Origin of the sequence: Streptomyces sp. AM 2-1-1 (genome assembly GCF_029167645.1) — a bacterium.
GTDB lineage: Bacteria > Actinomycetota > Actinomycetes > Streptomycetales > Streptomycetaceae > Streptomyces.
Genome location: NZ_CP119147.1, coordinates 5130081 through 5153374 on the forward strand (window position 1 = coordinate 5130081; position 23294 = coordinate 5153374).

Here is a 23294-nt window from a genome sequence, read left to right on the forward strand (position 1 = left end):
CCCCGGGGGGATCACCCGGCCGGCGTGGCGGTGGCGAAGTAGTGCCCCAGGTCGAGGTCGTCCAGGAGGCCGGGTCCGGTCGGCTGCCACCCCAGCAGCGCGCGGGTGCGCGCGGCGGAGGCCGGCCCGTCGAGGGCGAGGAATGCGCCGAGCCAGGTGAAGTGGGCCGCCGCGTCGGCCGCGTCGACGGACGCCACGGGCAGGCCGAGGTGCCGGCCGATCACCTCCGCGACCGTACGGATGGGCACGCCCTCGTCCGCGACGGCGTGCAGGACGGAGCCGGCCGGGGCGCCTTCCAGGGCGAGGCGGAAGAGGCGCGCGGCATCGTCGCGGTGCACGGCGGGCCACCGGTTGGCGCCGTCGCCGAGGTAACCGGAGACGCCCTTCGCGCGGGCGACGGCCACGATCGTGGCGAGGAAGCCCTGGTCGCCGTCCCCGTGCACGGTCGGCGGGAGCCGCACGACCGAGGCGCGGACGCCCCGGTCGGCGAGGGCGAGGACGGCCCGCGCGTTCTCCATCCGCTTCGACGGGCCCGTGGGCGGGGTGGTCACGGCGGACCGGTCGGGGGACCGGCCGTCCTCCTCGGTCGCGAGCCGGCCGGGTGCGAGGCCGAGCGTGCCCGCAGCGATGAGCAGAGGGCGGCCGGAGCCGGCGAGGGCTTCGCCGAAGGTGTCGATCGCGCGGCGGTCCGCGTCGGCAGCGGCGTCGAAGTTGCCGCTGAACGCGAGTTCGTGGCGGAAGGCGAGGTGGATCACGCCGTCCGACGCGGCGGCGGCGTCGCGCAGGACGCCGAGGTCGTCGAGGGAGCCGTGCCGCACCTCGGCCCCGGCCTCGCCGAGCGCGGCGGCGGCGGTGTCCGAGCGGGCCAGCCCGACCACCTGGTGACCTGCGGCGATCAGCTCCGGAACGAGCGCCGAGCCGATCCAGCCGGACGCGCCGGTGACGAATACACGCATGGGAGAACCTCCACGGAGGGGTGGCGGCCGTCCTGGCCGCGGGCGGCGCGGCTCGGGGAACCGGCTGCGGAGCACGGCGGACGCACCGATGATGTCAGTGACTGTCGTCGTTGCTCCACCGTACACCTGATGTCAGAGACTGTCATCACGTAGGATCGGGCCATGAGCCGATGGGAGCCGAACGCACGCGGACGTCTGGAACAGGCGGCCCTGGAGCTCTACGGCGAACACGGATACGAGCAGACCGCCGCCGCACAGATCGCCGCCCGCGCCGGAGTCACCGAGCGCACGTTCTTCCGGCACTTCGCCGACAAGCGCGAGGTGCTCTTCGGCGGGGCGCAGCAGCTGGAACAGGCCTTCGTGGACGCCCTCGCGGCCACTCCCGCCACGGCCGCCCCCATCGATGCGATGGCCTCGGCGCTGGAGAGCGTCGCCGCCCTCTTCGCCGACCGCCACGCCTTCGCCCGGCAACGCCAGGCCGTCATCGCCGCCAGCGGTGAACTGCGCGAACGCGAACTCCACAAACTCGCCGCGCTGGTCGCCGCGTCGACGGTGACGCTCCGCGAGCGCGGAGTTCCGGAACCTGCCGCGAGCCTCACCGCCGAGGCCGGCCTCGCCGTCTTCAGGGTCGGCTTCGAACGCTGGGTGGCCGGGGACGCGGACCGCCCGCTCGCGGACCACCTGCGGGAGTCCCTCGCCGCACTCAAGGCGGCCCTGGCGGGGGAGTGATCCGGCCCGCCGGAGGGCCCTCGGGCGGCGGACGCGAGGTCAGCACCCGTGCGCCCCAGCGCCTCTCGGCGCCGTCGGCCCCCACCCCGGCCCACCCGCACTCCCCGGCCGTTCCGGGCGGCCTGGGCGGCCTGGCCTTCCTGGGCGGACTGGGTGGCCTCGCGGAAGCGGCCCCGATCCGCCTGCCCGGCGCTTCTGGAAGGCGACATCACCGGTGATCCGGGCCGGTGGGTGAGGCAGCCTCCCGGCGCCCGCTCCCCGCTATGCTCCGCGACCATGAACCGAAGACGGTCCAAGAAGCTGTCCGGAAAGCTGGTCGCAGCGGTCCTGACCCGTGACACGGCATCGGTCCGCACCCTGCTGCGCGCCGGAGCCGACCCGGAGGCGGCCGACGCGCACGGCAACACCCCGCTCTACATCGCCGCGGTTCAGGGGGACGCGGACGTCGCGGAGATCCTCCTGCGGGCCGGCGCGCGGGCCGACACCGAGAGCGGTGGCTGGGGCAGCGAGGGAACACCCCTGTGCGCTGCCGCGTGTTGGGGCTCCACGGAGGTCGTTCGCGTACTCCTGGCAGCGGGCGCGGACCCCCGCCTGCGCGAGGACCACGGCACCGGCAGGACGCCCCTCGAATGGGCGAGGGCGGCGCCCTGGCCGGAGACGGTCGTGCTGCTGGAGTCCGCGGGTGCCGGGCGGTCGGACGAGGCGCCCCGTAGCGAGGAGTGAGGCCTCACCCTCCCGGTCGCGCCAGGGGCACGCTCCTCCTGCCCCGGGACTCATCCGTCTGCCTGTCTGCCTGCCTGCCGGCCGTCCGCTGCCGCCCCGCTGCGGTGCGAGGAGACGGGCGCACGTCCGCACGATCGCCGGGGCGGTGGGACCGGTATCCAGCGGCTGTCCGGCAGGCCGACCCCAACTCCACCCTGCCTGTCCTCACTTGGCTGACTATGCTTGCAGGCTGCAGCGATGAGGACTCCGAAAGGACGTTGTCCATGCCCAAGACCACGCAACTTCGCACCTACACCGTGCGGGAAGGACTGCTTGACGAGTGGGTGCGGCGCTGGGAATCGGACATCGTGCCGCTGCGCCTGGAGTTGGGCTTCGAGATCAGCGGCGCTTGGGTCGATCGGGAGCGTGACCAATTCGTCTGGCTCATCTCCTACGACGGCCCGGAGACGTTCGAGGAGCGCAATGCCCGGTACTGGTCGTCACCTGCCCGCAAAGCCATGGACCTCGATCCGGACGACTATCTGGTGAGCACGGACGACCGGACGGTGGAGCAGCGCTACTGAGCGGCTGCCCCTACGTCGTCATCAGTGGCAGTAGGTGACGACGACGTTCGTCCTGGGTGAGAGTCCGGAACACGCGGAGCCGCGCATGGGCTTCCAACTGGTCGTAGTCGGGGAGAACCGGCCACATGCGTGCCGTCCCGTCGAATGAAGCGGTCAACAGGCGTGCGCCGTCACGCGACCACGCGACGGAAGCCACCTTGTCCTGATGGACGCCGACGACCGCGATCTCCTCGAAGGTGGAGGCCGCCCAGACCCGAACGGTCCGGTCGTCCGAACCCGTGGCGATGTACCGGCCGTCGGGAGACCAGGCCGTTGCCCGGACCCTGCCCTCGTGGCCCTTCAACACCCCGATGCGTCGTCCGGTTGCCACGTCCCATACCGCTGCCGTCCAGTCTCCGGACGCAGTGACCACCTGGTGTTCGTCCGGCGCCCACGACACATCATCGACGTAGCTCTCATGACCGCGCAGAACGGTGAGTTGTCTGCTTTCCGCGACGTCCCACAGGTGGCACGTGCGGTCGTCGGACGCGCTGGCCAGGTAGCGGCCGCTGACAGACCATGCGATACGCCCCACCCAGTCCTGGTGGCCTGTCAGTACGGTCAGCTCTGCCCCGGTGTCCGCGTCCCGCACGCGTACGGCGCCGTCGTGTCCGCCCGTCGCGATGCGGTCTCCCTGCGGTGACCAGACACAAGCCTCCACCACCTCGCCTCGCGATTCGACAAGTGTGAGCCCGGTTGCGTCAGCGATCCGAAAGGTGCCGTCGTTGGTGCTGAAGGCGAGCTTGTCGTGTTGCGGCGACCAGGCGACGCTCCACACCCGATCTTCGAGCACTGCTTCCACGCCCGTCGGGGACCCGTCAGCGGAATGCCACACCTTGACGGTGCCGTCGTCGGACGCGGTGGCGAAGCGGCGTTCGTCGGCGGACCAGACTGCCTGGTTCACCGGCCCTCCGTGGCCGTGGGCGGCCACGATCTCAGCACCTCGGGGGTGGAGATCCCATACCCTCGCCGTCCCGTCGGTCGAGCTTGTGGCGAGCTGCGCTCCGGACGGCGACCACGCCACGCCCCATACCGTGTCGGAATGGCCGCGAAGCACGGCGAGCGTCTTGGCGTCGTCGGCGCGGACGAGACGCACCGTTTGGTCGGAAGAGGCAGAAGCGAGTATCCGGCTGTCCTGTGACCAAGCGAGATTCCATACGTAGTCGGTGTGACCGCGAACCAGCAATTTGGGCGCTCCGGTCCGGGCGTCCCAGATGCGTGCGGTGTGATCACCGGAGCCCGTGGCAATGGACTCCCCGTCCGGCGACCAGGCGATGCCTTCGACGAAGTCCGAGTGGCCGACCAGAGTGGCTACGGAGGCTCCCGACGCCACGTCCCACACGATGGCCGTCTGATCGTGGGAAGCGGTGGCAATCCGTGTGCTGTCCGGTGACCAAGTGACGCCCCACGATGACCACGCATCTCCTGCTGGACCGTGCCGGTGGCGGCGCTCCATACACGGACGATGCGGTCCTTCGAGGTGGCCGCGATGAAGTTGCCGTCGGGCGACCACGCCACCTGCCGGGCGATGTCGGTGGCCCCGGTCAGAAGTCTGACGAGTTCTCCTGAGACGGCATCCCATACGCGAACGGCTCTTTCCCGGCCGGCTGTCACGATCAGGGACGAGTCCGGGGACCAGGCAACGGACTCGACCATGGCTCCGCCGCAGGGCAGGAGGAGAAGGGGTCGGCCCGTGCCCGCGTCGAAGACGCGAGCGCTGCAGTCCCGCGACGCGGTGGCCAGATACCGACCGTCGGGGGACCAGGCGATGTGGCGGACCGTGTCCGTGTGCCCGTCAAGACGGATCCGGTGGTGGCTCGCAGCCAGTGCTGCCATGAGGCCGCGGCGGGCCGGGGGAGTGGGCGTGCACTCGCCGAGCGCTGCAAGAGAGAGAAGTATGGCGCGCTCGGGATGGCTCTCCGCGCTCCCGAGTGCGTATTGGCCGATGCTCTCGGAGAGTCTGCCGAGATAGGCGAGATCGCGCTGCTGTGAGTGCTCGACCAGGATTCGCACGGGCTGAGAAGCCTGACCCATCTCGTCGAGAGCCGCGAGCCGACGCTGTGCGAGCGTCAGCCGTTCACCCGTGAGGAGGTAGTCATCGCTCCGGCCGGCCCGCTCCCAGTCCTCAGCCCAACGCTCGAGCTCGGCGCGTTCCCGCAGCTGCTCGATGCGAGACTCGACCTCTTGTCTCAGAGGAGCCCACTGGCGGAACAGCGCCTCATGCGTCACCTGGGCGTAGGGAAGTTGACCGGAAACCGCGTCGCCGTGAGCGGCGGAGACCAGTAGGCGTGCATCGATGAACGCGTCGACCACGCGCCTCTCGCGGGTGGTGAGGTCTGACAGAACGACCCTTTCGCGGGCCACGTCCTGACCTTGCACCGTGACGAACCGCAGAAGGACCTGGAGAACGAAGTCGACACCGTCGTCCGGTCCGAGATCGGCCACTGTCTGGTCCGCCTGCCGCGCGAGAGCACCGGCGACCCCACCGAGACCGCGATAGAGCTCCGGTGTGACTGTCCGGCCGGGACCGGAGGCGAAGTACAGCTCCTGGAGCAGGTAGGCGAGAAGGGGCAACGCGTCGTCGGTCGCGGCTTCTTCCACGATGCTGTCCACCACACCCGGAGCGAACGAGAGGCCCACCAGTGCTCCAGGGCGCTCCACCACCTGAGCGAATTGGTTCCGGGCCAATGCTCCTAGTGCGATCGGATGTTGGAAGAGATCCGCATGTCCTGTGGTGAGGATCCGGCCGAGGAAGTCGACTCGGACCGTGACCAGCACATGGAGCGCGGAATCCTGATCCAGACAGGCGTGGAGCAGGTCGAGGAACTGGATGTGTTCTCGCTCGCCGGCAAGGGTGAGCACCTCCTCGTACTGGTCGATCACCAGAAGGACGCGCCGGAACCGTCCGTTGCGCAGCCGGGCCAATTCGGCTCGCAGCGCTTCCGGCCCCTGACGCAGCCGCCTCAGGATCACCGCCGCATTTTCTTGGTGGCCGTTCGCGGCCGCCAAAGCAGACGCAAGTGCTCCGAGCGGATTGGGGCCGGGGGAGAAAGTGGGTACGAGCGTCCACCGCCGCCCGTGCAATCGCGGAATCACTCCGGCTCTGACCAACGACGATTTTCCGCTGCCGGAGGCGCCGACCAGGGTCAGGAAGCGGTCGGTCGGCCGCTCCGACGAAGAATGCAGTTTGCGTGCCAGGTCGGCAGCCAAGGCCTCCCGCCCGAAGAACACGGCAGCCTCGTCCTCGACGAAGGCGTCCAGTCCCGGATAGGGCACCCGGTCGGGCGGCCAGTCGACCGACGGGGGAGGAGGGTTCTCCAGTCGGTACACGACGACCTGACCGACGACCATGGCAAGGAGCAGGACGCCGATGGCGGGCACAGAGGCGTGCTGAATCACCTCCAGCAGCCATGGGGTGTCATCGGCATTGGTGGCGTAGTTGGTGACGATCCCGAACAGGCTCGCCACCAGAACCAACACGATCTGCAGCGCGAGCTGCAGGCGGTGCCTCATGCCGAACGGTCCGATAAGCGGTCGGATTCCCTCGTCATCGCCAGTCTCCCCACTTCCCGGCAGCAACCGACATCATCAGGCACCATCGAGCTGGGAACAACGCGGCATGCCGAATCAAGCCAACCGGCCTTCACCTTGCTGGCCACCAGCGAAAACCCTCGGCCTGCAAGGTCCGGGGACACTCGCCCTCAGGGGTAGCCGAGCGTAGCCGTGAGTTGTGCATCGAGGGGCGGGATCGCACAGATGCTCCGTGGTCCGGATCCCGGCACCTCCGGTCGGCGCCTCCGGTCGGCGCCGGAGGACACTCTCGCCCCGCGGACTTGGCCATGAGTGAGCACAACACGCCGCACGACGCCGGTCGCTGACAGACCTTGATCCACATGACGATGATGAGCAGGAGTGCTCCGGCGATGACCTGGAGAGCCAAACCCCCGCCTACGGTCAACTCGCCCCCGGCCCACCCGCGTCACCGCACCCCGGCGGCGCCGTCCCGCTCCCTCGGGGGGTCACTCCGGTTTCCACCCCCATGCCGTGAGCATCCCGGCCGAGAGTGCGGCGCACTCGTCGGAGACCAGGTAGCGGATCGCCGCGTCGACGGCCGCGTCGTCCACCAGTCCGGTGGCGAGCATCGCCGGTCTGCTGCGCTCCCAGGTGTCCGCCCAGAAGCGGCTGATGGGGCTTCCCGGCTGGAGCGGCGGCACATGGATCTCCGCTGCGACGGGCCGCAGTCCTGCCGCGCGGAGCAGATGGGGGTACGACCGCACCCAGGAGACATCGGTACCGATCGAGGCCCGGAGCCCTTGCCACATCGCCGCCATCGCCGTGGTGTACGGCGTGCGGGGCGTACGGTCGTTCGTCAGGTCCACCGCGTCGCTGAGGACCAACACCCCACCGGGTGCGACGAGTTCGGTGAGTGTCGTGATCAGGCTCTCGTGCTCGGCCAGGTGCATCAGGACGAAGCGCGCGTGGACGAGGTCGTACCGGCCGGAGACGAAACCCGGGGCGGTGATGTCGGCCTCCAGGAGGTCGAGGCCGGGTACCGGCCGCTCGCCGAGGAACCGTACGTCGCGGTCGACGGCGAGCACGCTCTGCACTCCGGCCTCGCCGAGGAGCCGCCGGGAGACCGTGCCCGTGCCGGCGCCCACGTCGAGGCAGCGCCACCCCGGGCCGGCGCCGAGGGCCCGCAGGCGCGCCACCGTGATGTCGTCGTAGGCGAGGGCTCCGAAGTCGATGCGTTCGCCCTCGCCCGCCTGCTCGGGGCGGAAGAACGCCTCGCCGTAGCGGCCGCCCTCGGAGGCGCCCCCGCCCGGAACGGCGTTCACGCCGCGACCCGTACGGGGCCCGCGGTGCGGTGGCCGCGTGGTGCCTCCGGCCGGTCGTCACCGGAGGGGGAAAACGGTGGGGCGTCGTCGGCAAGGGGCATGACCGGGCCTTTCCACGCGGCGGGGGCGGTGCCGGCCGGCCCGTCGTGAGGGCTGCCGTCCCCCCGCATCCTGCACGGGCGTCCGCCCGCCGGACCGAGGCGCGCCGCGCCCGAGAGCCTGACGGGTGACCCCCGGAGAGCCCGCTCTACTCGCGCGGGGGCCGTGCACCCGGTCCGCGGTCGGCGGGCAGTGCGCAGGCGGGGGATCCGCCGGGCAGGCGGTCCCGGTTGGCCGCGACGAGACGGTAGACACCGAACGCGATCCACCGCAGGGGCGGCAGCGTGAGCGACCCACCCAGCCAGGCCCAGAGCCCTCCGGCACTCAGCAGCAGCTTGGCCACGGCCTGCGCTCCGCCGTACACCGCGCCGACCGGTGAGACCCACAGCACCTCGTGCTGGGCCCGTTGTCGCGTGACACCCAGGCCATCCAGGTCCGCGAACTGCCAGGGCGTCACCGTGCAGTTCGGCCGCAGTCTCCGCACCAGGAAGGCGACCGAGGTCGTGCAGAAGGCACAGTCACCGTCGTAGACGAGCACGGAGCGAGGGGGCATGCCCCCATCCTGCCCGAGCGGCCCGTCCCGCTCCCGCAGGCGGATCCACGCCGTCGATCGTGTTCCTCCTCGGGCCCTGCGTCCGGGCCGGCTCAGCGGCCGGCCTCCGCCAGCACCGCGTCGGTGAACGGCGGCCACACCTCGGCGGCCCACGGGCCGAAGGCGCGGTCGGTCAGGGCGACGCAGGCCAGGCCCGCGACCGGGTCGATCCAGAGGAAGGTGCCTGACTGGCCGAAGTGGCCGAAAGTCGCGGGAGAGGAGCCGGCGCCCGTCCAGTGCGGGGATTTGGAGTCGCGGATCTCGAAGCCGAGGCCCCAGTCGTTGGGGTTCTGGTGGCCGAATCCGGGCAGCACGCCCTTGAGCCCGGGGCGCACGACGGTCTGCGCCGCCAGCACCGTGCGCGGGTCGAGCAGCCGGGGGGCCTGGACCTCGGCGACGAAGCGGACGAGGTCGTCCACGGTCGAGACGCCGTCCTTGGCGGGGGAGCCGTCGATGGTGGTGGAGGCCATTCCCAGCGGTGCGAAGACGGCCTCGCGGGCGTAGTCGGCGAACGGGATGCCGGACGCCTTCGCCAGGTGCTCGCCGAGGACCTCGAAGCCCGCGTTGGAGTAGAGCCGCCGGGTGCCCGCCGGGGCCGTCACCCGGTGCTCGTCGAAGGCGAGGCCGCTGGTGTGCGCGAGCAGGTGGCGGACGGTCGAGCCCTCGGGGCCGGCCGGCTCGTCGAGCTCCACGGCCCCCTCCTCGTACGCCACGAGCGCCGCGTACGCCGCCAGCGGCTTCGTCACCGAGGCGAGGGGGAAGCGGTGCGCCGTGTCGCCGTGCGTACCGAGGACGGTGCCGTCCGCGCGTACGACGGCGGCCGCCGCGGTGGGAACGGGCCAGTTCTCGATCATCGCCAGGCTCTGCATGGTTACGAGGGTAGAGGCAGCGGGCACCCGCACCGAAGGGGGTCCGGGGCGCCTGGCCCGGCCGTCTTCGTGAGACGGCGGCCGGTTCCGCTTGCTTCGAGTGCACTCCAGGGTTCTAACGTGGAGGGCATGACGGTGACGCAGAGCACGTCCGTACCGCCGGTGCCGCAGCAGGCCGCCCCGCCGGGCCGGACGGTCCGGTACACGATCAGCGAGGTGGCCGCCCGCACCGGGCTCACCGCCCACACCCTGCGCTGGTACGAGCGGATCGGCCTGATGCCGCACGTCGACCGCTCGCAGACCGGGCAGCGGCGGTTCACCGACAAGGACCTCGACTGGCTGGCCTTCGTCGGCAAGCTCCGGCTGACCGGAATGCCGGTGGCCGACATGGTCCGGTACGCGGAGCTGCTGCGCGAGGGCGAGCACACCTTCGACGAGAGGCAGGAGCTGTTGGAGGCGACCCGCCGCGACGTACGGGCGCGGATCGCGGAGCTCCACGACACGCTCACCGTCCTCGACTACAAGATCGACTTCTATGCGAGCGCCCGACGGGCGCCGGAAAGGCCGTGTGGCTGATGACGGAGTACACCCTTCCCACCGTGCAGCTCGGGGCGGACGGACCGCAGGTCGGCGTGCAGGGACTCGGCTGCATGGGCATGAGCGAGTTCTACGGCGAGACCGACGAGATGGCCGCCCACGACACCCTGCACACGGCGCTGGACGCGGGGGTCACCCTCTTCGACACCGCCGACATCTACGGTCGCGGCGCCAACGAGGAGTTCCTCGCCTCGTTCGTCGGGACCAACCGCGACCGGATCACGCTGGCCACCAAGTTCGCCATCGAGCGGACCGACGACCCCACGTACCGGGCCGTACGCAACGACCCCGCCTACATCAAGCAGGCGGTGGAGGCGAGCCTGCGCCGTCTCGGCACCGACGTGATCGACCTCTACTACATGCACCGCCACGACCCGCGGGTGCCGTTCGCCGAGTCGGTCGGCGCGATGGCGGAGCTGGTCGAGGAGGGCAAGGTCAAGCAGCTCGGACTGAGCGAGGTGACCGGGCCCGAACTGCGCGAGGCGCACGCGGTGCACCCGATCGCCGCCCTCCAGTCGGAGTGGTCGCTCTTCAGCCGTGACCTGGAGCGCAGCGCGGTGCCGGTGGCGGCCGAACTGGGCGTCACACTGGTGCCGTACTCGCCGCTCGGCCGGGGCTTCCTGACCGGCGCGTTCGCGGACGCCGGGAAGGACCTCGGCAAGGACGACTTCCGGCAGTACCAGCCCCGCTTCACCGGCGACAACGCCAGGACCAACGCGGCCCTGCTGGAGCCGGTCCGCCGGATCGCCGAGGCCCACGGGGCGACCCCCGCGCAGGTGGCGCTCGCCTGGGTGCACCAGCGGGCCCAGGTGCACGGGCTCACCGTCGTACCGATCCCCGGCACCCGCAAGCCGGCCCGGCTGCTGGAGAACGTCGGCGCGGTCCGGATCGTCCTCTCCGCCGAGGAACTGGCCGAGCTGGAGCCGATCGCCGGCAAGGTGGCGGGCGACCGCTACCCGGACATGAGCAGCACGGCTGCGGCGCGGGAGAAGTAACCCCCGCCCCTCACGGCGCCCGTACGGGAGAGGTACGGGCGCCGTGGCGCGCTCCCTCACGCCAGCCCCAGCGCGAACACCGCGAACCCCGCCGCGAGCACCCCCACCACCGCGTTCCGGGCCTTCGCGGTGCGGGTGCCCCGGTGCCACGGGGCCTCGAAGCGGCGGGTGCGGCGGGCGATCAGCACCAGCAGCCCGGCGCACACCGGCAGCCAGAGCACCCGCGCCACGATCCAGCCGAGGCTGTCGGGAGCCGTGGTCAGGCCCGGTACCGCACCGGATCCCACGAGGGACGCCGGTACGGCGGCGGCCAGCAGCGCCGTCTGGTGCCAGCACAGGATCGTCATCGCCGACAGGTTGACGATGACCACCGGCGCCCACAGCGCGGGGCGGCGCAGCAGCCGGCCGATCCGCTCGCGCAGCAGGACGGCCGCACCGCTCTGCGCGGCGGCCAGCGCCACCACCAGCAGGGACGGCGGATGCGAGTTGGTGCGCGCCTCGCCCGGGACGCCGACCATCGACGCCGGATAGTGCAGCACCAGCAGCAGCACGGCGAACAGGACGGCGCCGCCCAGCAGCAGGAACCGCGCACCACGCCGCCCGATCCGGCCCACGGCCCAGCTCGCGCCGAGCTGGTAGGCGAAGAGCCACCCCGGCAGGATGTTCAGCAGGCTGAGCCAGGACGGTACGGAGTCCGCGTACGGCCCGTACCGCAGGAAGTCCACCGTCGCGACCGCCCCGAGCAGCGGCGCGGCGGCCCACCCGCCCAGCCGTTCCGCGAGCCGCACGCAGACCGGGGTCAGCGCGGTGACCACCAGGTAGACCCCGACGAACCAGAGCGGCTGGACCACCAGCGTCGCCCCGGTCCGCAGGGTGTCCCCGGGCACTCCCAGCAGGTACGCCACCGGAGCGAGCACCGCCCAGGCGGCGGTCACCCCGAGGACGGGTCGGCCGAGCCGGGCGAGCCGGCCGCCCAGCCAGACGCGGGCGGAGCCCGCACGGCGCCGGTAGGAGAGGGCGGAGACGTACCCGCCGACCAGGAAGAACACCCCGAGCATCTGGAGCACCCAGCTCACCGGAGCGAGCCCCGCGAACGTGGAGAGCGGGCTCGCGTTGTGCAGGGCTCCGTCGCCGCTGCGGGTGAACCCGCCGAGCAGCCAGTGGCCGGCCGGTACGGCGAGCAGCGCGAGGGCGCGCAGCCCGTCGACCGCCCGGTCGCGGTGGGCCGGGGTGCGGGACTCGATCCGGGCGGCGAGGGCGGCGAGGCTCATCGGACCGCCCCCGCTCCCGCGCTCTGCCCCGTCGGAGCGGTGATGCCGGTGGCGCCGTCCACGAGGACGGTGCCGGCGGTCCCCTCCGCGATGGCGGCGAAGGCGCGGAGCGAGTCGGTGCCGGGGGCGAAGTAACCGGTGTGGCCGACGGCTCGGCGGGCGGGGACCCGGCGGGCGCCGAAGTCGGGATCGGCCGGATCGGCGCCGTGGCCCATCCCGGCGAACTCCACGTTGGGTACGTCGCCGATCCAGTCGGTCGGGTCCTTCGCCGCCCACACCCGCGCGGTGGTGCGGAGCGCCAGGACACTGCCGGCCCGCATCCCGGGGGAGCCGAGCACCACCAGGTCGTCGACGTGCAGCCGGTGCGCCGCGAGTCCGCAGACCACCGAGCCGTAGCTGTGACAGAAGACGGTGGGCACCACGAGACCGTCCGCCGCCAGCCCGTCCGTGAACCGGGCCAGCCGGTCCGCGCCCACCTCCGCCAGCTCCCCGGTGGCGGCGTCCCATCCGACCCCGACCGGAGTGGTGTAGCCGGCCCAGGCGATCACGGCGGTGTCCGGACCCGTCGCGTCCCGGAGCGACCGGGACATCCCGGCCGGAGTGCCGTACGGATCGCTGTCCCGGTCGAACGACCCCGCGTCGATGTCCGCACCGGGGACCACGACCGCCACGTGCCGGGCCGCCCGCAGATCGCCGAACACCTCGGCCACCAGCCCACGGCCGCGCGGGTCGAACGCCAGGATCCGGCGCCCGGGCCGCGCCAGCGACCGGTAACGGGGATCCGTACTCGCCTTCAGAGCAGTGGAGTTGGCGCGGTACCGCAACTCCAGCGGTACGCCGTCGAGGTTGCCGACGACCGAAGGGTGCCGTCGCACGAGCTCGTTCTGCTGCGAAGGGCTCAACCCGGCGAAGAAAGAGGCCACGTGGGCGGGGGTGGCGCTCGCGGGGTCGGGCAGCTCCCGCCCCCGTACCTCGTCCGCGCGCCAGGACGCGCTCCCCGGCGGCGGCCCGCTCACGGCCCGCTGCGTGCTCCCCGACGCCCAACCGGCCGTCCCCGCCGCCACGGTGGTGGCCAGCGCGACCGCCACCAGGGTCCTCGCGTACCGACGCATCCGCGCCTCCTTCCGTCCTGTCGCCCCGGACGGTGCGACAGGACGGAAGGTAGGAAGAGGACACCCCGGCGGGCGTCATACCGGAGAGCCGACCGCGGAGTGGTACCGGGGTAGGGGGTGTACGGGATCAGGGCCGCTCGACGGGGGCGGCTCCGGTGCGCGCGGGCTCCCTCACGCGGGCTCCGTGCGGACGCGCTCCGGGCGCGCCCTCTCCGTACGGGCCGGCCGGGTGCGGGCGGCGATGGTCCGCGCGCACTCCAGCGACTCGGTACGCGTGGTGTCCACCTCCAGGTCGTACGCCACGCCACGGTGGACGGATTCCGCCTGGGCGGCCGCCATGCCCCACGCCCGGTCGCCCCGCGCGATCTCCCGCCCCGAGGCGGTCGAGCCGTCGCACCGGACCCCGACCCAGAGCACCTCCAGCCCCACGAGGGACTTCTGCCACCGCCCCTGGGACTCCGCACCGCCGAGGAAGACGTCGTCCACGATCACCCGGGCGCCCGCACGGGCCATCGCGGCGACCCCCTCACGCCAGGCCGCTTCCAGCCTCTCGAACTCCGGTCCGAGGGTGACTCCGCCGTCCGGGGCGAACACGATCCCTGCGTCGGACGACCGCAGGGACGGCGGCAGCGCATCGACCAGCGTGTCGATCGCGGCAGCCACCCAGGGCTCGGGCAGCACCGCCTGGAGGCAGCGGACGATCCCGGACTTGCCGGAGCTGGACCCGCCGTTCAACACGATCACCTGAGTCGTCATCCGGTCACGGTAGAGCGGATCGTGCGGGGGCCACAGCGATTTCCGCCGGGGCGTCGACGGACCGGACACCTGTGCGCTGCGCCCAGCGGACGGCGGGCGGGACGGCCAGGCCCGTCAGCGTGAAGAGGGCGCCCACGACGTACCAGCCCGGACGCCCCCAGCTGATGCAGAGCCAGATGAGCAGGCCCGGACCCAGGGCCTCGGCGAGCCCGCCACCCAGGCCGAACACCCCGAGGTACTGACCGGTGGCATGGTGCGGGGCGAGCGCGTAGGACACCTCGAAACCGGCTGCCGCGTGCCAGAGTTCGCCGATCGTGTGGATCACCATCGCGACGACGAGGAGGGTGACGGCGGCCCACGTGGGCGTTCCGGCCGACAGGGAGATCAGGGAGCAGGAGACGAGGAAGGCCACTCCGGCCCGGCGGTACGCGGCGCCGCCGGCCGCCGGGGAGGCGACGTTGCGGCCGGCCCGGACCTGGAAGAGCACGATGGTCACCGTGTTGAGCAGGATCACCCCCGAGATCAGGGAGTGCGGCGCGGAGGTGGCGCTGACCAGCCAGAGCGGGAGGGCCACCGTGAGCACCCTGAACTGAATGGTCATGACCCCGTCGAGTGCGGTGAGCGTGAGGTACGGGCCGTCCCGCAGTGCGGCCCAGCGGGGGCCGGCGGGGGCGGGCGAGGGTTTCACCGGAGGCAGCGGGACGAGGAGCAGGGCGGAGGCCGCGAAAGCGACCGCGTTGCCGACGACCATGAGCCGGTACGCGGGGGCCGTGCCCACCTGGACCGCCCATCCGGCACCGAGGGCGCCGAGGGAGATGCCCACATTGGTCACCGCGCGGAGGTAGGCGCGGAAGGCCTGCGGCCGGTCGCCTCCGTAGTGCCGGATCAGTGGACTGCGGGCGGCCTGTCCGGCCGCCTTGCCACCGCCGGCCACGCCCACCGCGAGGACGAACAGCCAGAAGCTGTCCGCCCACAGGAAGCCCGCCGTGGCCAGCGCCTGCACTGCCAGGGTGCTCGCGTAGACGCCGCGCGCTCCGCGCCGGTCCGCGAGGTGCCCGACCGCGATGCCCACGGCCAGGGCTGCGGTCCCGGCCGCTCCGAGACCGAGCCCCACCCGGCCGGCCGGGAGGTGGACGGCCTGGGTGAAGTAGAGGACACCGGCGGTCAGATAGAGGCCGTTGCCGAGCGAGTAGACGAAGTTCGAAGCGGCGAGCACGCGTTGGGGGCCGGAAGCAGGCAGCAGTCCGGGCATGGGCAGGCTCCCCTGATCGGTAGTAAGAGCCGGATAAGCTTGGCGCTTCTTACTTCCCGGGGCAAGGCCGTCTCACGGAGAGTGTCCTGCGACGCGTGGGGAAGGTGGGCCGACACCCCCGTAAATCCGCTGTCGCCACGGGCTTGGGGGTGTTCCGGCGCGGGCATCGTCCGCACGTGAGTTTCAACGGTGGGTTCATCCTCGTGATGTCGGTCATGCTGGTGTGGATACCGGCGGCCGTGTTCATGGTGGGAAGGTGCTGGGCCGGCAGGACCGCGGGGGGCGTCGTGCTCCGCGCCGTTACGGCGCTCGTCGTCCTCTGCGCGCTGGCCGTCGGGTTGTGGGGTCTGGCCCTCCTGGTGCCGGTCAGCCCCTGCGACCACAGCACGGCGCCGGAATGCGAACTGCACACCCCCTGAAGGCGCGGCCCCGTGTTCGTCACCGGGCCTCGTCACCGGGCCCTTCCGCCGTCCTCCACGCCGGTACGGCCGTCGGCACCCGGCACGGGTTCACGCGCCCGCGGTCTCCCGCTCCCGGTGTCCGGCACGGGCCGCGGGACGGGTACGGCGCTCCGGCCGCCAGGTGGCCACCAGCGCGCCCGCCAGCAGGAGTTCGGCGATGTCGCCCCCGTAGTACATGATCTCCGCGCCCCGCTGGACCTGGTCGACGGGCGCGGGGACGTCGACGAAGAAGCCGCCGTACAGCGCCTGCGAGATCAGCGCGTGGCTAGCGACCGCGATACCGAGGTAGACCAGACGGGTCCGCACACCGGGCCGGGACGGCGCCGGGTCGGGGCCGGCGACCGCGTGCGCGAACAGGTACCCGGAGGCCAGGAAGTGCGTGAGCATGAGCCAGTGCCCCGCCGGGTGGGCCATGGCGGCGCCGTACAGCGGCGTGAAGTACAGGAACGCCAGAGTGCCGGTGCTCAGCAGCAGCGCGACCGCCGGATGGGTCACCACCTCGGCGGGCCAGGTGTGCAGCACCGCCGTGACCCGCCGTCCCGCGGCGGGCGGCACGGTGCGCAGCAGCAGGGTGACCGGCGCGGCCAGGACCAGGGCGGCGGGGGCGTACATCCCGACGAGCATGTGCTGCGCCATGTGACCGCTGAAGTCGTGGTGCGCGGCCGGTCCCAGCGGGGGCAGCAGCGCGACGGCGAGGAGGGCCAGCCCGGCGAGGAACGAAGCCGAACGCCAGGGACTCCAGCCCCGGGCCGGGTTGCGGCGCCGGGTCCGGCGCACCGCCAGCAGGTAACCGGTCGCCAGGGCGAGAAGGACCAGCAGGGCCAGAGCGACCGGTACGGCTCCCGAGAGCGCACCCGGCGGACCGTCCGTGTCGCCCGGATGGTGCATGCCCTCCATCAGCCACGCCCTCCGGCCCGCCCGGCACCGCGGGGAGCGGCCGGGTCGAAGGGGCGGCCACCGCGCTGGAGCAGGTATCCGCCGAGCATCAGCAGGCCGCCCAGGACGAGGAAGCCCGCGTCCCACCACGCTTGGTGCGGACCTCCGTGGACATGGTGGATGCCGAGGATCTGATGGTCCAGGAGCCCTTCGACCAGGTTGAACGCGCCCCAGCCCGCGATGACCCAGCCCCACAGGACCCGCGAGGTCCACACCGCCCGCCGGTTGTGCGTGACGCGGGAGTACAGGATCGCCAGCCCCAGCAGGACGGCGACCCAGCACACGGCGTGGAAGACGCCGTCCCACACGGTGTTCATCTCCAGGCCGGAGACCGTCCGCGGGTCGTAGTACTTGACGCCGATGCGGTCGTGGTTGGTGCTGGTGAGCATGTGGTGCCACTGGAGCAACTGGTGCAGCCCGATGCCGTCCACGAAGCCGCCGAGCCCCACGCCCAGCACCATGCCCGGCAGACGGAGACTGCTCGGCGCCGTGGTCGCCGCCGCGTCCGCCCCGCCGGCTGCGCCTGTCGTCGTGGTCATGACCTGTTCTCCGTCTCCTCGGCGGTGCGCTCGGACCCTTCCCGGAACGGTTGCCCGCTCGGGCGGTCTTCACCGCCCACTGAAGCGGCGGCTCCGCCGGACCGCCACCGCTGCCGGAGCCATTCGGACCCTTCGCCCCCGGGGCGCCGACCCTCCGTCCCCGGGGCGCCGCACGGCCGGGACAGGTGCCCCGGGCTCCCCGGCCCCGCCCCCGCCCGGCCCCGCCCCCGCGCGGTCACGCCTCGCGGGGAGCCGCGCCTCAACTCCCCGGTGTGACCAGCCCCGACTCGTAAGCGAAGATCACGGCCTGCGCCCGGTCCCGCAGGTCCAGCTTGGCGAGTACGCGTCCGATGTGGGTCTTCACCGTCTGCTCGGCCAGCACCAGACGGCCCGCGATCTCCTGGTTGGAGAGCCCGCGCGCGATCAGCTCCAGCACCTCGGTCTCCCGGGGCGTCAGCCCGTTCAGCCGCAGTGCCTGTCCGCTGCGGGCCGCGCCGGACGGCCGCTGGGCGGCGAAGTCCGCGATCAGCCGCCGGGTCACGGACGGGGCGAGCAGCGCGTCGCCCGCCGCCACCACGCGTACCGCCGCGATCAGATCCGCCGGTGGCGCGTCCTTCAGGAGGAAGCCGGACGCCCCGGCGCGCAGCGCCTCGTACACGTAGTCGTCCACGTCGAACGTCGTGAGCATCAGTACCTTCGGGCGGTGCACCACCCCGACCGGCGGGTCCAACAGGGCGCGGGCCGCGGCGAGTCCGTCCATCTCGGGCATCCGGACGTCCATCAGGACCACGTCCGGACGGTGCCGGCGGCTGACCTCGATGCCCTGCCGGCCGTCCGGAGCCTCGCCGACCACGTCGATGTCGCTCTGCGCGGAGAGCAGGGCGGCGAAGCCGGCCCGCACCATGGCCTGGTCGTCGACGATGATCACGCGAATGGTCACGGGGAGTCCTCCGGGGCAGGGGGCGGGGTCGGTGGGGAGTGTTCGGGGCGCACGACGAGCGGGCCGGCGCCGGGGACCGGCCCGAGCGGCAGCCGGGCCGCGACCCGGAAGCCACCGTCCGGCAGCGGACCGGTGTCCAGGGTCCCGCCGGTCAGCCGCACGCGTTCCCGCATGCCGACCAGCCCGTGGCCGGTCCCGGACGTCTCCAGCGGCGGACCGGGGCGCGGCGGTGCCGAGTTGACCACGAGGACGGTCAGATGACTGCCGTCGGCCCGCACCGACACCCGAGTCGCCGCACCCGGGGCGTGCCGCACCACATTGGCCAGCGCCTCCTGCACGATCCGGTACGCGGAGAGGTCCACGGCCGACGGCACCTCACCGAGGTCCGCCGCGAGCGCCGCCTCCACCGGCAGGCCGGTGCGCACGGTGGACTCCACCAACTGCTGCAAGCGGTCGAGGCCCGGCTGCGGGGCCCGCTCGCCCGCCGTGCCGTCACCGCGCAGCACGGTGAGGAGCCGGCGCATCTCCGCCAGCGACTCCCGGGCACTCGCCGCGATCGAGGCGAACTCCGCACGCGTCTCCTCGGAGAGCCCGGCGACCCGGTACGGGGCGGAGTCCGCCTGCACGGTGATGACGGACATGTGGTGCGCGACCACGTCGTGCAACTCCCGCGCGATGCGGGACCGCTCCTCCAGGAGCGTGCGGCCGGCCCGCTCCTGGGCGCTGATGGTCTCCTGCTCGACGAGACGCCGCTGCGCCACGCCCCGTTCCCGCACGGCGGCGCCGATCACCAGCACCACCGCGCCCAGGACGAAGAGCAGCACCGCACTGGCGTTCCCGCGCTCCGGCGCGAGCGCGTGGAGCGCGAACCCCACTCCGCCCGTCGCGAGCCACACGGCCGCCAGCGTCCGGCGGGGCTCCCGAAGCCCCAGGGCGAGGAGGACGAAGAGCTGGCCGACGATGACGGTCGGCGGCCAGGGCCAGACCGTGTACGGGTCCGGTGGCGCGAACAGCAGCGCCAGCGCCCCGGCGACCGCAGCGGGGAAGGTGATCCACCAGACCTCCAAGGGCCGGTGGGCCAGCAGGAGCAGGGGCAGCGTCTGGGCCACCGCGAGGGCCGCCGCCAGCGCGCCCGGCACGCCGCGGTCGTGGGAGAGCACGTGGAGGGTGACCGGGAGGAGCGCCGCGGTCAGGGCGACCACGACCGCGTAGGGGACCATCCGCTGCCAGCGCTTCGGCGCCCCGGCCAGCAGCGGAGCGGCCGGGTGCGAGAGGCGTGACGGCAGAGTGACGCGTGCGCGCACGGAGCGGCGGGCCGAGGGCTTCCCCGCGGACGGGGAGCCGGTGGGCCGAGGAGTTTCGGGGGTGTCGGACATGGCCGGGCCAGCGTAGGCAGCCGGACCTTCCCCAGGCGTCATACCGGGGTGCCGGCCCGCGACCGGCATGTCGTACCAGGGTAGGGGTGTGGGGGTAGGGAGCAGGGGGCCGGAGGCCACCGTGCGAACCGGCCGAGGTCCGCCCCGTCTTCCCCTGCCCGGGCCGCGCCGTGCGAGTCGGCGAGCGCGCAGCCCGCCGACCCGCGCCGAAGCGCCTACAGCTCTGCCAGCAGCTCCGCCTTCTTGACGCCGAACTCCCCGTCCGTCACCAGCCCCGCCCGATGGAGCTCGCCGAGGTGGCGGATGCGTTCCGCGATGTCCGCCGGATCGCGCCGCGCCGCCCCCACCGGCACCAGCGAGGCCGGCGCCGGCACGGAGGGCGTGCGGCGCGCGGACTCCAGTACCGCCGCCGCGAAGGGCAGCGACTCGTGCACCGGGCCGTACCCCAGGCCGAAGAGCACGGCCGCCGGATCCTGGTCGGCCCGAGCGGGACGCTCCGCTGCGCCGGCGCCGTGCGGTTCCCCCGGGGAGCGGACACCCGGCTGCGCGGGCAGGGGCACCGCCGGGTCGGACGGATGGGTCAGCAGCCGCAGGTACCCCTCGGCGGTCTCCGGCGAACGCCACTCCACCCCGGCCACCTGCGTCACCGGGAACGTCTGGTCGCCCGCCCGCCACTTGGCGGTGGACGCGCCCGTCCACGACCAGCGGAAGGAGACCCGCTCCCCGTCGAAGCCGGCGCGCCCGTCGTACGCCTTGAAGTGCATCGGCCCCTGGGGCGCCGCGACGAGGAAGCGGTCCGCGGGCTGCCCGGCGTCCGGACCGAGCACGCTCCGCAAAGCGTCGCCGTACTGCTCCGCGAGGCTCTCCCGCCCGGCCGGGACGACCAGCCGGTACGGATCGCAGCCCTCCTTCAGCTGCCCGGCGGCCGCCTCCATCAGCGGGTCGGCGCCGGGTCTCGGCGAGGCATGCAGAACCACCGTGCCCCGCTTGCCCGGAGACAGACCGACCGCCGACAGCGCCGCATAAGGAATGCGTCGCTCCCGCAGGCTCTGGAAGAGCTTCGGCGTGCGGATGCCCCGTTCGAAGCGGATGAGCACGGAGTCGCTGTCGAACTCCCAGGTGGCATGAATTCCAGCCAGCACATCACCCATGTGCGTCATCGTATGCGGCGCGTGCCCGTACGTCGCCCCTCCGCGTCAGCCCTGATTCACCGGACTTCCGCGTGATCTACGCGCGTCGGCCACCCGTTCCGCCGGAGAGGCCGCTGCGGCACGTGCGGTCCACCCGCGCGCACCCCACCGACGCGTACGCGCCCACACCGATCGCCGCGAAGTTGCGCAGGCTCTCCGTGCCGGGCTCGAAGTACCCGCTGTGGCCCACCGCTTCCCCCGCCGAGACGATCCGCGCCCCGAAATCCGGATCCACCGGATCGGCACCGTGCCCCAGCCCGGCGAACTCCAGGTTCGGTACGTCCGCGATCCAGTCGTCCCGGTCGCGCATCGCCCACACCCGGGCCTCCGTGCCCAGCGCCGCGGCGCTCCCGGCCCGCATGCCGGGGCTGCCGGCCACCGCGATGTCGGTGACCCGGGAGGGCAGCCGGTGCGCCGCGACCCCGCACACCACGGATCCGTAGCTGTGGCAGACCAGCGAGACGGTGGCCTTCCCCGGCAGAGCCCCCACCAGCGCGTTCAGCCGCAGCGCACCCTGGGTGGCGAGTCCGCCCAGGACGGCGTCCATACCGATCCCGGCCGGGGCGGTGTAGTCGGCCCACGCGATGACCGCGGTACGCGCGGTGGGCCGGGCGACCCGCTCGGCGGCGTACAACGACTTCGCCATGCCGACGGGCGCGCTGTTCGGCCGGTTCTCGCGCTCCAGCGTGAGCAGTTGGGTGTCGACGCCCGGGACGACGACGGAGACCCGATCGGCCCGGTCCAGATCGCCGAAGACCTCGGCCGCGCGGCCCCGGCCCGACGGATCGAAGGACAGGATCTGCCGGTCGTCGGCGAGCATCGCGCGGTAGCGCTCCAGCCGCAGACCCGCCTCGGTCCGGCCGTCGTAGGAGAGTCCGGGATCGCGCGTCCGGCCCTCCTCCACCGCCTGCGCCTCCCGCAGCGCGTGCCGGTTCGCGTGGTAACGCAGCGCGACCGGGACGCCGTTGAGATTCCCGACCACCAGCCCGTGGTGATCGGCCAGGGAGAGCTGTTGCCCCGCGGTCAGCGAGGCGAAGAAGCGGGCGACCGCGGCGGCCGGCGCTCCCACGTCCGGGACCTGACGGCCCCCCGCCCGGGCGTGCGCCCACGCGGCCAGAGCCCGAGCGCGTGGCTCGTCGGAGGGCTGGTGACGTACGGCGGTCCACCCGGTGGTCGCCAGCATCACGAACACGACGGCTATGGCGAGCAGCGCGCGCCAAGCGGTCAGTGTGGGGGAGGTGTCGAAGGAGGGATTCACTGCCGCACACCCTAGGAGACCGGTGACGGGCCGTGGCGCTCGGGTGACGTACCTCACTCGGCGGAGAGGTTTGTGGACCGATTTTCTTACGTTCCGTAGTCGCGGCGGGCACATCTCGTGGACGTGCGCGCCGGGGTCGTGCGCCGACGGGGGTGCGCGGAGGGCAGTGCGCGCCGGGGTCCGGAGGAAGAGCGGGGGAGTACCGGCGGACGCGCGTCGGTGGCGTGGGGTGCGAGGAGAGCACGGGGACGCGGTGGTGGTGCGCCGTGTGCGGTGGTGCACGTGGCGCGGCGGTGGTGCGCGGCACGGTGGCGGCCGGGAGCGCCCGCCCCGGCACCGCTACGGGGTCCTCGGTACGGCTCCGGACGCTCCCGGGGCACCCGCCGCAAGGACCCGCCAATCGGCGAAGAGCGCCGGGCCGAGCATGTCCAGATGGTTTTCGGCCAGAGTGCGCAGCGAGGCGAGAGTGCCGTCGCCGGTCCGTCCCCAGAGTTGTCCGGTGACCCGCATCGCCCCCGAGAACGCCGCGACCGCCACCCGGGGGCGCGGGTCCATGTCCCTGTCCAGGCCCTCCCGCCCCGCGATCACCGAGGCGACCTCCTCCTCCATGGCGAGGCAGCGGCGCATGTGCGCGGCCAGCAGCGCGGGCTGGGACTCGATCATCCGGAACGTCCGGAGGTGCAGCTCCACCGTGGCCGAGGACGGATCGGAGCGCTCCAGCGCGTCCCAGGAGCGGAAGGCTGCCTGCCGCAACGCTTCGAGCGGCGGCTCGTCCGCGGGGCGCTGCCGCAGCTCCGCGAGGAACCGTGCCTCCACCATGTCCTGGGTGGCGAAGACGACCTCCTCCTTGCTCGCGAAGTACCGGAAGAAGGTGCGCTGGGAGACGTCGACCGCCTCCACGATCCCGTCCACCGTGGTCCGTTCGTACCCGCGGGTGGCGAAGAGCTCGAGCGCGGCGTGCAGCAACGCGTCCCGGGTGCGCTGCTTCTTGCGCTCGCGCAGTCCGACCGCGCACTCCGGGCGCCGGAACAACCCCGGGGTCCGCGTGCGCTGTTCGCGCGCGGCCGTCCCGGGCTGCGCGCTCTCGCGTGCGCCGCCCCGCCGGCGCGCTGCCGGACCTTCCGTCACGTGCGCTTTCCTTCCGTCATTCGCCGACCGCCGACGTGCCTGTGAGCCACCCGACACCCGCAGTCGGTGAATTGGTTG

The 23294-nt window shown here is 72.8% G+C and carries 23 protein-coding genes; 6 read left to right on the top strand and 17 right to left on the bottom strand.

Translation table 11 applies throughout. The annotated features are described in order from the left end of the window. Positions 1 to 11: 11 nt before the first annotated feature. On the bottom strand, positions 12 to 956 hold the full coding sequence (locus PZB77_RS22395) for an SDR family oxidoreductase (protein ID WP_275494406.1): 945 nt from the start codon (positions 954 to 956) through the stop codon (positions 12 to 14). A 162-nt stretch (positions 957 to 1118) separates the two neighbouring features. Here PZB77_RS22395 and PZB77_RS22400 point away from each other — a divergent pair, with 162 nt between their 5' ends. From PZB77_RS22400 to PZB77_RS22410, 3 genes are all read left to right on the top strand, one after another. Further along, complete coding sequence (locus PZB77_RS22400) at positions 1119 to 1685, top strand: TetR family transcriptional regulator (RefSeq protein WP_275494407.1); 567 nt, start codon at positions 1119 to 1121, stop codon at positions 1683 to 1685. A gap of 276 nt (positions 1686 to 1961) precedes the next feature. Continuing rightward, the gene (locus tag PZB77_RS22405) at positions 1962 to 2408 is read left to right on the top strand and encodes an ankyrin repeat domain-containing protein (RefSeq protein ID WP_275494408.1); all 447 of its coding nucleotides are present in this window, start codon (positions 1962 to 1964) and stop codon (positions 2406 to 2408) included. Positions 2409 to 2671: 263 nt separating this feature from the next. Continuing rightward, positions 2672 to 2971 (top strand): NIPSNAP family protein, encoded by a 300-nt coding sequence (locus tag PZB77_RS22410; RefSeq protein ID WP_275494409.1) that lies wholly within the window; start codon positions 2672 to 2674, stop codon positions 2969 to 2971. A gap of 10 nt (positions 2972 to 2981) precedes the next feature. On the opposite strand, the gene PZB77_RS22415 is transcribed toward PZB77_RS22410, so the two are convergent. From PZB77_RS22415 to PZB77_RS22435, 5 genes are all read right to left on the bottom strand, one after another. After that, positions 2982 to 4343, bottom strand: a complete 1362-nt coding sequence (locus PZB77_RS22415) for a hypothetical protein (RefSeq protein WP_275494410.1) — start codon at positions 4341 to 4343, stop codon at positions 2982 to 2984. Next, complete coding sequence (locus PZB77_RS22420; RefSeq protein WP_275494411.1) at positions 4322 to 6523, bottom strand: AAA family ATPase; 2202 nt, start codon at positions 6521 to 6523, stop codon at positions 4322 to 4324. Before PZB77_RS22420 ends, PZB77_RS22415 begins: the two co-directional genes overlap by 22 nt. 506 nt (positions 6524 to 7029) lie before the next feature. Next, complete coding sequence (locus PZB77_RS22425) at positions 7030 to 7845, bottom strand: class I SAM-dependent methyltransferase (protein ID WP_275494412.1); 816 nt, start codon at positions 7843 to 7845, stop codon at positions 7030 to 7032. Positions 7846 to 8092: 247 nt separating this feature from the next. Then, positions 8093 to 8497, bottom strand: a complete 405-nt coding sequence (locus PZB77_RS22430; protein ID WP_275494413.1) for a DUF393 domain-containing protein — start codon at positions 8495 to 8497, stop codon at positions 8093 to 8095. A 92-nt stretch (positions 8498 to 8589) separates the two neighbouring features. Further along, positions 8590 to 9405: a serine hydrolase domain-containing protein gene (locus tag PZB77_RS22435; protein WP_275494414.1), complete on the bottom strand. Its 816-nt coding sequence runs from the start codon at positions 9403 to 9405 to the stop codon at positions 8590 to 8592. Between the two features lie 129 nt (positions 9406 to 9534). Here PZB77_RS22435 and PZB77_RS22440 point away from each other — a divergent pair, with 129 nt between their 5' ends. Beyond that, a complete protein-coding gene (locus PZB77_RS22440; RefSeq protein WP_275494415.1) occupies positions 9535 to 9981 on the top strand; it encodes a MerR family transcriptional regulator in 447 nt (148 codons plus the stop codon). Further along, complete coding sequence (locus tag PZB77_RS22445; protein WP_275494416.1) at positions 9981 to 10997, top strand: aldo/keto reductase; 1017 nt, start codon at positions 9981 to 9983, stop codon at positions 10995 to 10997. The genes PZB77_RS22440 and PZB77_RS22445 overlap by 1 nt, the downstream gene beginning before the upstream one ends. A 56-nt stretch (positions 10998 to 11053) precedes the next feature. On the opposite strand, the gene PZB77_RS22450 is transcribed toward PZB77_RS22445, so the two are convergent. From PZB77_RS22450 to PZB77_RS22465, 4 genes are all read right to left on the bottom strand, one after another. Further along, entirely contained in the window at positions 11054 to 12268 is a 1215-nt protein-coding gene (locus PZB77_RS22450; RefSeq protein ID WP_275494417.1) for an acyltransferase, read from the bottom strand. Further along, positions 12265 to 13380, bottom strand: a complete 1116-nt coding sequence (locus PZB77_RS22455) for an alpha/beta hydrolase (RefSeq protein WP_275494418.1) — start codon at positions 13378 to 13380, stop codon at positions 12265 to 12267. The genes PZB77_RS22450 and PZB77_RS22455 overlap by 4 nt, the downstream gene beginning before the upstream one ends. Before the next feature lie 171 nt (positions 13381 to 13551). Then, the gene (gene cpt, locus PZB77_RS22460; protein WP_275494419.1) at positions 13552 to 14136 is read right to left on the bottom strand and encodes a chloramphenicol phosphotransferase CPT; all 585 of its coding nucleotides are present in this window, start codon (positions 14134 to 14136) and stop codon (positions 13552 to 13554) included. 4 nt (positions 14137 to 14140) lie between these two features. Continuing rightward, positions 14141 to 15388 (bottom strand): MFS transporter, encoded by a 1248-nt coding sequence (locus PZB77_RS22465; RefSeq protein WP_275494420.1) that lies wholly within the window; start codon positions 15386 to 15388, stop codon positions 14141 to 14143. 176 nt (positions 15389 to 15564) lie between these two features. Between PZB77_RS22465 and PZB77_RS22470 the strand changes: the two genes are divergently transcribed. Beyond that, entirely contained in the window at positions 15565 to 15807 is a 243-nt protein-coding gene (locus PZB77_RS22470; RefSeq protein ID WP_275494421.1) for a hypothetical protein, read from the top strand. A 90-nt stretch (positions 15808 to 15897) separates the two neighbouring features. Here the strand turns inward: PZB77_RS22470 and PZB77_RS22475 are convergent, their stop codons facing one another. From PZB77_RS22475 to PZB77_RS22505, 7 genes are all read right to left on the bottom strand, one after another. Next, positions 15898 to 16746: a cytochrome c oxidase assembly protein gene (locus PZB77_RS22475; protein ID WP_275494422.1), complete on the bottom strand. Its 849-nt coding sequence runs from the start codon at positions 16744 to 16746 to the stop codon at positions 15898 to 15900. Continuing rightward, entirely contained in the window at positions 16746 to 17324 is a 579-nt protein-coding gene (locus PZB77_RS22480) for a DUF2243 domain-containing protein (RefSeq protein ID WP_275494423.1), read from the bottom strand. The genes PZB77_RS22475 and PZB77_RS22480 overlap by 1 nt, the downstream gene beginning before the upstream one ends. Positions 17325 to 17583: 259 nt before the next feature. Further along, positions 17584 to 18264, bottom strand: coding sequence for a response regulator transcription factor (locus tag PZB77_RS22485; RefSeq protein WP_275494424.1), 681 nt, complete (start codon positions 18262 to 18264; stop codon positions 17584 to 17586). After that, positions 18261 to 19640, bottom strand: a complete 1380-nt coding sequence (locus PZB77_RS22490) for a sensor histidine kinase (RefSeq protein WP_275494425.1) — start codon at positions 19638 to 19640, stop codon at positions 18261 to 18263. The genes PZB77_RS22485 and PZB77_RS22490 overlap by 4 nt, the downstream gene beginning before the upstream one ends. 215 nt (positions 19641 to 19855) lie before the next feature. Beyond that, positions 19856 to 20791 carry a DUF4429 domain-containing protein gene (locus tag PZB77_RS22495; protein ID WP_275494426.1) on the bottom strand — a complete coding sequence of 312 codons (936 nt, stop codon included), beginning with the start codon at positions 20789 to 20791 and terminating at the stop codon, positions 19856 to 19858. Between the two features lie 76 nt (positions 20792 to 20867). Further along, the gene (locus PZB77_RS22500; protein ID WP_275494427.1) at positions 20868 to 22088 is read right to left on the bottom strand and encodes an alpha/beta hydrolase; all 1221 of its coding nucleotides are present in this window, start codon (positions 22086 to 22088) and stop codon (positions 20868 to 20870) included. Between the two features lie 339 nt (positions 22089 to 22427). Next, positions 22428 to 23120 (bottom strand): TetR family transcriptional regulator, encoded by a 693-nt coding sequence (locus PZB77_RS22505; RefSeq protein WP_275496167.1) that lies wholly within the window; start codon positions 23118 to 23120, stop codon positions 22428 to 22430. Positions 23121 to 23294 lie beyond the last annotated feature (174 nt).

Bases quoted from the DNA above. Each gene is read 5' to 3' on its own strand.
- PZB77_RS22420 (WP_275494411.1), bottom strand. From the start codon at position 6,523: ATGAGGCACCGCCTGCAGCTCGCGCTGCAGATCGTGTTGGTTCTGGTG.
- PZB77_RS22450 (WP_275494417.1), bottom strand. From the start codon at position 12,268: ATGAGCCTCGCCGCCCTCGCCGCCCGGATCGAGTCCCGCACCCCGGCC.
- PZB77_RS22445 (WP_275494416.1), top strand. From the start codon at position 9,981: ATGACGGAGTACACCCTTCCCACCGTGCAGCTCGGGGCGGACGGACCG.
- PZB77_RS22440 (WP_275494415.1), top strand. From the start codon at position 9,535: ATGACGGTGACGCAGAGCACGTCCGTACCGCCGGTGCCGCAGCAGGCC.
- PZB77_RS22405 (WP_275494408.1), top strand. From the start codon at position 1,962: ATGAACCGAAGACGGTCCAAGAAGCTGTCCGGAAAGCTGGTCGCAGCG.
- PZB77_RS22475 (WP_275494422.1), bottom strand. From the start codon at position 16,746: ATGGAGGGCATGCACCATCCGGGCGACACGGACGGTCCGCCGGGTGCG.
- cpt (WP_275494419.1), bottom strand. From the start codon at position 14,136: ATGACGACTCAGGTGATCGTGTTGAACGGCGGGTCCAGCTCCGGCAAG.
- PZB77_RS22490 (WP_275494425.1), bottom strand. From the start codon at position 19,640: ATGTCCGACACCCCCGAAACTCCTCGGCCCACCGGCTCCCCGTCCGCG.
- PZB77_RS22435 (WP_275494414.1), bottom strand. From the start codon at position 9,405: ATGCAGAGCCTGGCGATGATCGAGAACTGGCCCGTTCCCACCGCGGCG.
- PZB77_RS22400 (WP_275494407.1), top strand. From the start codon at position 1,119: ATGAGCCGATGGGAGCCGAACGCACGCGGACGTCTGGAACAGGCGGCC.
- PZB77_RS22480 (WP_275494423.1), bottom strand. From the start codon at position 17,324: ATGACCACGACGACAGGCGCAGCCGGCGGGGCGGACGCGGCGGCGACC.
- PZB77_RS22430 (WP_275494413.1), bottom strand. From the start codon at position 8,497: ATGCCCCCTCGCTCCGTGCTCGTCTACGACGGTGACTGTGCCTTCTGC.
- PZB77_RS22410 (WP_275494409.1), top strand. From the start codon at position 2,672: ATGCCCAAGACCACGCAACTTCGCACCTACACCGTGCGGGAAGGACTG.
- PZB77_RS22395 (WP_275494406.1), bottom strand. From the start codon at position 956: ATGCGTGTATTCGTCACCGGCGCGTCCGGCTGGATCGGCTCGGCGCTC.
- PZB77_RS22465 (WP_275494420.1), bottom strand. From the start codon at position 15,388: ATGCCCGGACTGCTGCCTGCTTCCGGCCCCCAACGCGTGCTCGCCGCT.
- PZB77_RS22495 (WP_275494426.1), bottom strand. From the start codon at position 20,791: ATGGGTGATGTGCTGGCTGGAATTCATGCCACCTGGGAGTTCGACAGC.
- PZB77_RS22455 (WP_275494418.1), bottom strand. From the start codon at position 13,380: ATGCGTCGGTACGCGAGGACCCTGGTGGCGGTCGCGCTGGCCACCACC.